At 36.5% G+C, this 6,427-nt stretch carries 1 protein-coding gene and 1 pseudogene; both read left to right on the top strand.

Annotated elements, in window-relative coordinates:
- Window positions 1-683, top strand: a pseudogene (locus tag ACJROP_RS05505) (hypothetical protein); the annotation flags it as partial.
- Between the two features lie 387 nt (window positions 684-1,070).
- On the top strand, window positions 1,071-6,427 hold a 5,357-nt coding region (locus tag ACJROP_RS05500; RefSeq protein ID WP_406534486.1), incomplete at its 3' end, for a beta strand repeat-containing protein.

The raw sequence follows: 6,427 nt of genomic DNA, 5'->3' as shown, positions 1-6,427 counted from the left end.
TTTATAATCGTAAGACCGATGATAATGGTCAAGCTTGCTTAGTTGTTAATTTGGCTCCTGGTTCATATGCAGTGAATGCTACCTTTGAGGGTAATCGTTATTATGAATCTGCATTTGTTAATGCTACAGTCACTGTTGAAAAAGCGGATGTTATTTTAACAGGCGACGATGTTGTTATGAGCTATAAAGATGGTGCTTATACTGTCCGTGTTGTTGACGCTCAAGGAAACGCCCTTGCAAATGTTGTTGTAAAATTCACAATCAACAATGCAAATTACAAGGCTAAAACCGACGCTAACGGCAGTGCTTCATTAAAAATCAACTTAAAACCGGGTACATACTCTGCCAGTGCAGTTGTAAACGATACCAGATACCAATCTGAAAGTGTAAATAACACTATAACAGTCAATGCTGACGCTTTAAGCATTGCAGCCAGTGATGTAAACATGACCTACAAAGACGGTACCGCTTATGAAGTTCAATTAGTGAACTCTGATGGTGATGCAGTTGCTTTATCTGGTCAAATAATTAAAATCACTGCTAATGGCATTGTTTACAACAAGAAAACAGATGCAAACGGTATTGCAAAACTAACAATCAACCTAATACCAGGAACATACGAATTAAAATCAGAATACAACAGTGTTGAAATAGCAAACAACGTAACAGTTAACAAAGCATAAAAAAACATGAAAATTTCAAATTTAGGCTTATTGAATTAAGCCTAACTTCTTTTATTTTTTATAAAAATTCATATTTTGATAAGTATATTGATTTATTGTAGACATTTTTTAAATGTAATTAAAAATAATAATTGTTCTGTTTAAATAAATCATAGTTTTCTCATCACAATATATTTTTGCTTTAAGTTATAATTAAGTTAATAATACTTATTTGTTGTTCACATTCTCTTTTTTTAACTATATTTGATAATTGTTAAATACAACTTAATAAAATATATTTTAATATATTCAATAATTTTCTTGAATATATAAAAAAGAAATTGGTGAGTTTTTTTGAAGGACAAAAAATTCATGATAGTTAGTATAATTTTACTGGCTATGCTATTTATGGGGGCCGCGAGTGCGGCTGAAGATAATGCTACAAGTGATGTAGCTTTAGAAACTGCGGACTTTGATGTCAGTTCGCAGTCTGTTGATGAAATAGATGCTGGTGGTGACACGGATCTGTCACAAAGCGCATCCAGCGATGCGGTTGACGATAGTGCTGCTGTCAGCTCAGATGTAAAGAATTCGAAAGATGAAAAATTAGGAAATGCTAATGATGAAGTTATCTCCGCCCCTGTTGATGAAATCATTTATGATTTCTACGTCTCAGACAGTGGTGGGGGCAGCGGACTTTATTATGATGATCCTGCTAGTATCTATGATGTAGTCCAAATGATTGGAGATGACGGGGCGAATATCCTATTTTTAGATGGGGGCTATGAACTCGATGATTCTATCATGATCCATAGTAATGTCAGATTGATTGGTGAAAGTCGTGATGGAGTGTGCATAACATTTGGTGAGTCAGGTGGTATTCTAATCTTTGATATGGAAGATTGGAATGATTATGACTTAGAGTATGTCATGATTTCAAATATGACCTTTTATGATATCACTTCCCCTGTTTTCCGTACTGGTTATTCCGTTGAGGATTTGACTATTTCAAACTGTGTTTTCGATTTAACTCAGGTTTATTATAATAATGTAATTGCTGCTGGATTCTACCCATGGGATGAACCTGCAGATGATAGCTATGGTACATTCAATTTCATTAAGAATATAGTTTACACCCCTGATTCAGGCTATCAAGTATTTTTCCTTGGTCCTGGTTATTATGGAAACATTAATGATAATTTATTCTTTAGTGATGGTGAGTTGGATTTAAATATGCTGTTTGGTGACCTTTCCTATCAGGGCAGTTACGATTTGAATTATAACTATTGGAATTCAAATGATTTTTATGGGGATATTGAATATTGGATTGAGTTTCATGTAGAATCAGACGCTTCTGAAATTTACACAGATGAAACCGCTACAATTACCGCTTATGCTATCCTATGTGATGGCAGTGATGCAGCAGAACATCTTCCTGATAAAGTTACAGTGGATTTGACTGCTGGAGGTAATTTGAATCCTAACAGCGGGGACCTTGAAGATGGCATTATGCAATCAACATATTCAAGCAGCGTTGCTCGAAACGATAATGTCAATCTTATTTTATATAATCATGAAATTGAATCCGTTCCAATAAAAGTTAAAGAAAATCAAGTATCTACTGACTTTACAGTCAACGACATTTCAGATGTAGCTATCGGCAATGGAGTTACCGTTTCAGGTACAATCACACCTTCAAATCAGGCCGCTTCATTAGCCATTAAGGTCAACAACAACCTAATCAATACAATTACCGCTACAGGATCTTACAGTCAGGCAATCAGTGCCGATAATTTAAGAGCCGGTTTGAACACTGTTGAAGTAACATCCAATGGCGTTACCAAATCCAAAACATTCAACGTAATCAAGATTGGCATTGATGTGACTTCAGAAATTGATTTAGGTGATGACAATAGTGTAACCGTCACCGTTCCTGACGGTACCGGAACCGTGACCATCAAAGTCAATGATAATGTCATTGCAACTCCAGCATTAAGCAGTGGAACAGTTACCCAAACCATTTCCGCAAGCAGTATTGTTGAAGGCGAAAACACTGTTGAAGTGATTTACAACGGATTTACCAATTCAACTACATTCAATGCAATCAGTGGCAATGTGGATATCTCTTCTGATATTGGAGTGACTGATACTTGGGTAAATTATGCAACTACCGTTTATGCAACTTGTCCTGTTGAAAGCGGCAGCGTAACAATAAAAGTCAATGGCAGAAATGTTGCTACAGCTGCAGTCAACAATGGGGAAGTTTCTCAAGAGATTGCTGCTCAATATTTAACTCAGGGTGTTAATACTGTTGAAGTGATTGGTAATGGATTCAGCGGACAAACTACCTTTAGAGTATATGATTATGATGGAATAGTTACTGCAGATACATTCTTTAATTATTTCAATAGTTCAAACAGTAATAGATTATGTGACCATGTTCCTGAAGGAGCTACATTAGATTTCAGAGGTTACTTTAACAGTACTTCTTCTGTCAGCTACATCATGGAAATCAACAAACCGATTAACATGATTTCAACCACTAAGGATGCATATGTTAACTTGAACACTATTGCTCAAGGCATGACTGGTGAAAACCCAGGAGATAGGTTTACTGTAAGCTATGGTGGTTCAGGATCCAATATCAGTGACATTTACTTCTATAACTCACAGCTTTGGTTCTTCAATGCACATAACTTGACTATTACAAATGTAACTTCTTATGTTTCAGGCCAAACTATCGGTTCTGGCGTCGGTGTAGTTGCATTCAGAGGAGGATCATCTCACATTAAAGTCAAAGACTGTTTCTTCTACACTCAAGATAATGGAGGTCACAGTAACTTTGTTTTAACAAATGCAAGTTATCTTAGTGTTGACAACTGTACCATTCAAGGTGAAGGAAATGTTGGAAACTTGATATATCTTAACTTGTTTAATATTGAAACCCTGCCTGAAGGAACATTCATGCCACAAGTATTGCAAATGATTAAGAAAGGTGAAATAACTATAAATGACCATAACAACTTTACAAACTGTAGAATTATTGGACCTTCCACTCCGTTAGCTATCTGTTACATATTCACCGAACAAGGTAACGGATACACAGTGTTTGAAAACAATACTATTTATTATAACGGTAGTAATATTAATCCTGGACCTTATGCAACTGTTAAAAACAATGTTGTAATTGGTAGCTGTGATATGAGTATTAACGGTTATGGTTTCAATAACACATTGCAAGGGGCTTTAACCGTAACTGCTGGCTCTGAAGCAGTTGGAAACACTGCAGGCAGTCTATCTGTTTCAGGTAAGGATGCTAAGGTAATTAACAACACCATTAACGGTGCGGTGTCATTATCAAATAAGGCTACCGGAACCAATTTCACAGGAAACACTGTAACTGGTACCGTAACTGTCCAATCCGGTTCTTCTACTATTGTAGGAAACAATATTATTTCAACCGGCAGTTATGCTGTAGACTTAAAGACAACATCCAACAATGTTGTAACTGACAATTATTTGGTAAGCAGCGATAAAAAAGGTGATGAGGCTGTAAATGTAGGTTCAGGTTCCGGCAATGTTGTACAGAATAATGGTCCTATCGATGTTGGCCTTGCATTGGCTGTTGAAAAAACTAATTTCTGGTTGCCTAATACCAATACAGTAACCGTTACTGCAAGTGGTGAAGGCACTGTTGAAATCAAAGTAAATGGCAGAACTGTCGCTACACCTGAAATCGATAATGGTGAAGCGGTTTATACTTTAGCGACTAGTGATATGAAAGCAGGTGAAAATACTGTTACTGCAATATATCAAGGTGCTGAAGTTAGCGAAACATTCTATGTATACGGTCTTGTAACTAATGAAACTTGGGACATGTACTTCGATAGGGACAATTCAGGCAGATTTAAAGATTTCGTACCTGAAGGTGCTATTTTAGACTTCCAAGGAAAATTCCTAAGTTCAGCAGATGCATCATTTGTAATGGAAATCAATAAACCTGTAAATATCATTTCAACTACTAAAGATGTATTAATTGACTTGAATACAACTGCAGGTTCTTTAATGGGTGAAAATCCAGGGGACAGATTTACAGTAAGTAATGGCGGTTCAGGATCAAACATTTCAGATTTGAACTTCCATAACAGTCAAATATGGGTATATAATGCTCATCATGTTGTTTTAGATCATATCAGTAACGTAATTGACGGACAAAGGGTAGGTTCCGGTGTAGGCGCTACTTCCATCAGAGCCAATTCAACTTACGTCACAGTTAAAAACAGTTACTTCTACACAAAAGACAACGGTGGTTCCTCATCTTTAGTAATGGCTTGGGCAGACTACTGCACATTCCAAAATAACACTGTTGAAGTGGAAGGAAATGTCGGAAACTTAATTTACTTGACTACCTACAATGTTGATGTTCCTTCAGGAGTTATTGTAAATCATCACAACAACATTACAGATAACACCGTTCGCCGTTTGGACGGTCAATCCGCAGCTATCTGCTGGGGTATTGTAATTGGAGGTCCATATAACCTCATCAAAAACAACACAGTATACTATGCTGGCGGTACTGGTATTACCGGACAGTATGGTGGAGGTTCAGGTAATGGTGTTGGCAATGTTTATGAAGGAAACAAATTGTATAATGCTGCAATGTCCGCCTTATCCGACGCAGTCGTTCGTGACAATTATATAGAAGGATCTTCATTGACTGTTGCTGCAGGCGGTGAAGTTTACAACAATACTATTGTAGGCTCTGGATCTTTAACTGCCACCAGCAGTACTCTTTATAACAATAATGTGAATAAAGTTGTTCTAGATGGTGCAGATACTGTTGCCAGCGGTACTTTCACTGATTTGGATATAAAAAGCAATGTTAATTTGTCTGATATTGAAGTAACCGGTACTTTAAGATTCATGGGATCCAATTCAATTGTATCTGATTCAACTGTTAATGATGTAATATTTGGTGAAAGCAAATCTAATAAGGCTGTTAATTCCAAATTAACTGATTCTACAATTGAAGGAAGTGTCACTTTCACCCAAAGGGCATCTGAAGGCAACGCTTTAATCGGCGATAATATTACACAAACAGTCATATTACAAGGTGTAAACGATATCGTATATCAAAATAACATCATTACAACAAGCAATTATGCTGTTGATGCTACCAGCAGCCGTGCCAGTGGAAACAATATCACTGACAACTATTTGATAAGCAATGGTAAAAAAGGTAATGATGCTGTAACTTATGCATCCGGTAAAGATCATATTGTTGAAAATAACGGTCCTGATTTAGCTGTTGGAGAAGTTGCTGATGTAACTATGGGTGACGATACTGTAATTCCTATAACTGTTTTACCTACTTTCAGAAACACTGAAGTAACTATCAAAGTAAACGATAACATTATCAATGAAACCCAAGCTGGCGGTTCATTTGAACAAACTGTAAAACCAACTGACATTGTTATTGGTGAAAATACTGTTGAAGTAAGTGCATATGGTATTACTAAAACAACTACATTCACTGTAAGTAAAGCTGATGTGACTATTGATATTAGTGCTGCTGATGTTACTTATGGTGAAGATGTGATTGTTGAGATTACTGGTAGTGTTGATGGTGATTACACTGTTACTGTTAATGGTGTTACTAAAGATGTGGATCTTGTTGCTGGTGAATCTGCAAGTGTTAATTTCGGTGCTTTAGATGCTGATACTTATGCAATCACTGCTAATTATGCTGAAACCGCTAACTATAA

It is taken from the genome of Methanobrevibacter sp., assembly GCF_045220775.1.
Classification (GTDB): domain Archaea; phylum Methanobacteriota; class Methanobacteria; order Methanobacteriales; family Methanobacteriaceae; genus Methanocatella.
Note: the sequence above shows the minus strand (reverse complement) of the source record. Positions and strands in the feature narration are given on the sequence as shown.